The sequence below is a fragment of the Microcoleus sp. Pol14D4 genome (assembly GCF_036701245.1).
Lineage (GTDB): Bacteria > Cyanobacteriota > Cyanobacteriia > Cyanobacteriales > Microcoleaceae > Microcoleus.
In genome coordinates, this window is sequence record NZ_JAUBQM010000161.1 from 1 (window position 1) to 4667 (window position 4667).

General features: G+C 46.6%; 2 protein-coding genes and 2 pseudogenes. All 4 read right to left on the reverse strand.

Annotated elements, in window-relative coordinates; translation table 11 throughout:
* Positions 1-77 precede the first annotated feature (77 nt).
* Positions 78-713, reverse strand: a pseudogene (locus QUA33_RS27600) (reverse transcriptase domain-containing protein); the annotation flags it as partial.
* A 129-nt stretch (positions 714-842) separates the two neighbouring features.
* On the reverse strand, positions 843-2657 hold the full coding sequence (locus QUA33_RS27605) for a reverse transcriptase domain-containing protein (protein ID WP_333152891.1): 1815 nt from the start codon (positions 2655-2657) through the stop codon (positions 843-845).
* A gap of 559 nt (positions 2658-3216) precedes the next feature.
* A pseudogene (locus QUA33_RS27610) lies at positions 3217-3426 on the reverse strand (reverse transcriptase N-terminal domain-containing protein); the annotation flags it as partial.
* 608 nt (positions 3427-4034) lie between these two features.
* On the reverse strand, positions 4035-4523 hold the full coding sequence (locus QUA33_RS27615) for a reverse transcriptase N-terminal domain-containing protein (protein WP_333152894.1): 489 nt from the start codon (positions 4521-4523) through the stop codon (positions 4035-4037).
* Positions 4524-4667: the final 144 nt, after the last annotated feature.

Consider the following 4667-nt stretch of genomic DNA (forward strand, 5'->3'; position numbering starts at 1 on the left):
GGAGATTGAGGATAGGTTTGGACACTAACCTAGAGAAGTCACCTCCTCACTCACAACATGCGACATCGTGTCGCGCTCACGAAGTCATCTGCATACCTGATTAATGTTGCTCCTGATTGATAACCAGAGTATTTCCCTTTCTTGACTATTGTCCTTCTGGGGAAAGCTTGCTTAATCCGGTGTTCCATCCCGTGGAGGGCAATATTTGCTAGTAGTGGGGAGATGACCCCACCCTGTGGAGTACCCTCAGATGTCTCGTAGTGCTGCATATTGTCCATCACTCCCGCTTTTAACCAGGCTCGTATTTGACGGCGAATGGTGGGGAATGTATTAAGTTTGTTAAGCAGCGCTACATGGTTGATGCGGTCGAAACACTTGGAGATGTCGGCATCTAGCACGTATTTGGCTTTATACCTAATCTCGTTAAATATTGCCTCAATTGCATCATGACATGACCTTCCGGCTCTGAATCCATAACTGTTGGGTTCAAATCGCGCTTCCCATTCAGGCTCTAGTGCCATCTTGACGAGTGCTTGCAAGGCTCTGTCTTTCATTGTAGGTATACCTAGAGGTCGCTTCTCTTCCGTTCCCGGTTTTGGAATCCATACTCTCCGGGTCGGGCTGACCTTAGAACCCAGTTTTAAGTTGTTTACTAACTTCAAACGAGCTGCTGGGGATAGAGATTTAATTCCATCCACTCCTGCTGTTTTTTGTTAACCTAAGCAGGCAGGTCGCCCTACCTGCTCGGCTCCAGAACCGAACGTGAATATCGCTATTCATTCGGCTCCTCAGTGTGTGACTGTCACCTTTGCTTGTGACATCTCCAATAAGGGAAAACTCCCTCAGCGCGGTTCTGTTTCAGATTGCCCGTGAATTTGGTCGTGGCAATGCAGGTGGACTAATATCAGGTTTTTGTCGGCATTATTTCCACCCTTGGCTCTAGGCTTTAGGTGGTGTTTTTCGATTGAATCACCTGGGTTAAAGTTCAGTCCACATTGGGCGCATCTACCTTTCTGCCGCTTGAGCAGTCTTGCTTTCTGCGGTTCTAGGTATTTGTAATTTTCGCCCATTCTGGCGCTCCAATAAATCGAGTCTCCATCGTAGGGGCTGCGTGTTCCTTGTACTTTTCTCCATCTCAAACCCGCAGGAAATGCGGCATGGAGTAGGAGGTTGAAGGAATCCTGCTCTTTCCTCGAGCTTGCAAAGACCCAATTGTTATTACCGATGGTTCGCCAATATTTTCTGGCAACCCACTTTTTCCCTTTGTTAGGGTGACGGCGTTTCCCCCATCGATACAGTCTGCTCCAGAGTAGGTGGTCGAGTTTATTGAACGTTTCCTTTGAGTTCCAAGGAGATTGGTAGTGACACCATCCTCTAATGATTGGATTGAGGAAACTGATTAGAGCAGCTTGACTACTGCTGTTATTCTCCTCGACGTACTTATCGAGCTTTCTGTAATGAGCTTGAAGCTTTTCGTTGGAGGGTTTTACGATGGTTTTGAAACCCAACTTTTTACCTTTCGATGTTTCACCTGAATGGTGTTTCCCTACTGGGTATTGGCGAATGGAAAATCCTAGAAAATTAAATCCAGGCTTTTCTCCACCATGTTCTTCTAGTGTATGTACTAGCCGAGTTTTTTCGGGTTTCAACTCAAGCCCCAATTCGCTTAACCATTCTGATAGAATTTGCTGACATTGTTGTACCACGGCAAGTTCTTCGCATATTACAACTAAGTCATCCGCGTAGCGTATAAGCGTAGGAGCTTTCACTTCCTTTCCAAATAACCTTTTGCTATTTCGGATTCTGTTTGCTTTATCGCTGGGAAACTGTGCCTCTATGCGTTGTTGCATACCGTGGAGCGCGATGTTCGTTAAAAGTGGTGAGATACTACCACCTTGCGGAACACCCTCCAGTGTCTCTTGAAATCCCTTCCTTTCTGCCCATCTGCTGAAGTCGATTACTCCCGCTTTGAGCCACGCTTTGATTTGACGCTCGAAGATGGGAAAGGTATTAAGTTTTTCTAACAGTTTGGTATGGTTTATTTTGTCAAAACACCGACAGATGTCTGCATCCAAAACATACTTCGGTTTTTGGGCGATGTACGTTCGGATTGCTTCAACTGCGTCATGACAAGATCTGCCAGGTCTAAAGCCGTATGATTCCGATTCAAAACGTGCTTCCCATTCTGGTTCTAACGCCAGTTTGATTAGCGTTTGTTTTGCTCTTTCCTCAATTGTTGGGATTCCGAGTCCTCGTTTTTCCGGCTTTCGGGGTTTAGGAATCCAAACCCTTCGAGTTGGTGCTGATTTCCCGTTTACTTTCAGGTTTTTTGCCAGTTCTAATCGTGCTGGAGGTTTTAAGGATTTTATCCCGTCAACTCCCGCCGTAACCCGACCTTTATTGTCCTGTGTAACCCGTCGCACGGCAATTAGTTTTGCAGACCAGGACTGAGCTAGACTCTTTTGGAGCCGCCTAACTGTTTGAACATCTCCACGCTGTGAAGCGCGATAAATCCGCTTTTGGAGCTTGAAAACTGCAAACTCGGCTTTCCGCCAGTTCACATTTTTCCATTCCACTTGTGATGTAATCTCCGTTTTGGACATCTTTACTCGTACTTTGCGAACGTATCTTTCACACAGCAGTGAGTCTGTCAGCATATCCTCTCCATTACAGAGAGGCGTTGGCTTCTGACCCAATCCTTCCAAAGGTGGCTTACGCTAGCTACTACTCCAGAGTCTGACCGATTCGGGAGAGCCGTTCCCTTGGTTTAACTCGTTCCTAGTTTCCGTTGGTACTGGTTGTAGAACCTCTCAATCCGCCGGGTTTTGGTAAGTGCCGATAGTCAGAAGGACAAGCTGCTATCTACCGTTCCCGTGAGCTTATTTCGCTCCCTGCGTATTAGCCTTATTCCGCAAGTTGACAATGACGACGGTTTGTACAAGAGTTCGCTTTCGCTGTTCTGCCCCAGATGCTCCCGGTTTCACTACATTTCAGGCTGGTAGCTTATCCGGTTTTCACCCCGCTTCAGTTCTGGCGGTGCTACCCTCTCCATAGCTGGGGGTGATGCTGTTATCTGGACACTTACAGAAGGAGGACTTTCACCTCCACGGAAACTAAGTTATCTCGGTTTCGAGTGTTGCCACCCTTCCCTATTGACCTGCTTTCAGCAGGTGTGACGCTTTCGGATTTCTCCTTGGCGCGTCAACGAGCCGCACTGCCAGTGTTATCTTGGGTAACTCTACGAACCGATAATGCTCTTGCTGACCAAGAATTCATCAACGTCTTTTGGAGTCTGCGTAATACCTTTACATCACCACGTTGAGAGGCTTGATAGATTCTCTTTTGGAGCTTGTAAACTCGCCGCTCTAGCTTGCGCCAGTTAATCGAGTGCCATTCCACCGTAGTCTTTAAACTCGTTTTAGACATTTATACTCCTTACTTGAGTCTCTATCTTCCAAAACATCGTGAGTCTGTCTGCATATCCTGAACATTACTTCAGGCTTTGGCTTTTGACTCAATCTTTCCTACTCGCAGCATCCGGTTAGCACCTACTCAGTCATCGATCTGACTGAGAGCTTACGAGAGGTTACTTCGTTTCTGATAGCCATTGATAGAGTTTTTATAGCGGTACTATCCACCGGGTTTGGAGGAAGTGCTTGTTGGTCAACCAGGAATTGCCAACTCCCCATTATCCTTGCCCTGTTTGGGACTCCCAGCGTGTAAGCCTGATTCCGCTGGTTATTTATGACGATGGTTAAACGTACCTTCGTATGCCTACTCATGAACTCTTGCTTGGTGATTGCCAGATTAGGCTTCCAGCATTGACACCTTTCACCCCCGCTTCAGGGATTGATGGCTAGTCGCTACCCTGGGGGACACAGTTCAGAACTGCGCTCTGTGTGCTTTCACTCCTGCACTTGGAGGGTGGGACTTGAGTGGTTCTAGAATACTTTTCTCTCACCCACATGACTATCAAATTGTCAAGGTTCTTATGTTACTTGCGGGTAATCCTCTACCCATTTCAGGGCTAGTTTCTACCCAACGAATCGCACTCCTGTTCTAAATCCATAACTCGTAGCGTGGAAAATTGCTTCGTGTGCTGGCTCTAGCGCGTATTTCGCGAGGCATTGCCACGCTCTATCGGCGATAGTCGGTATCTTGAGGAGGCGGGTACTCCCATCCTTTTTAGGGATTGGTATTGAACGTAATTTCTGGTGTTTCCAGTTGTTATTTTTGTCTCTGAGTTCTTCACTCAGGGAAAACCTTTCCTCAAATGTGAGTGAGGCTTGGACATCGATTCCCGCAGTCTTTTTGCCAGCATTTAGTTGAGTTACTTGACGTATCGCCAGCATTCTTGCAGCCCGAGATTTCAGAATTAGCTTTTGAAGGGACTTTGCTTTCTGCTTGTCTCCAACCTGAATCGCTTTATACACGCGCTTTTGTAGGCGGAATAAATTACGGCGGAATTTCTTCCACGGTAACGTCTTCCAAGATTCACTAACATTGCTGTTGTGTCTAATCATGCTCTGCTCTAACTTATGTTTTCTGAACACCGAGCGACCAATTACGGTCTGTCCTACCCGAACTAAGGGGAGCATCCCACTTTGGCAATCAGTATAAATACTCAGACAATTGTCTGGCTAAGTTGATGGCATAATAGAAAGCAA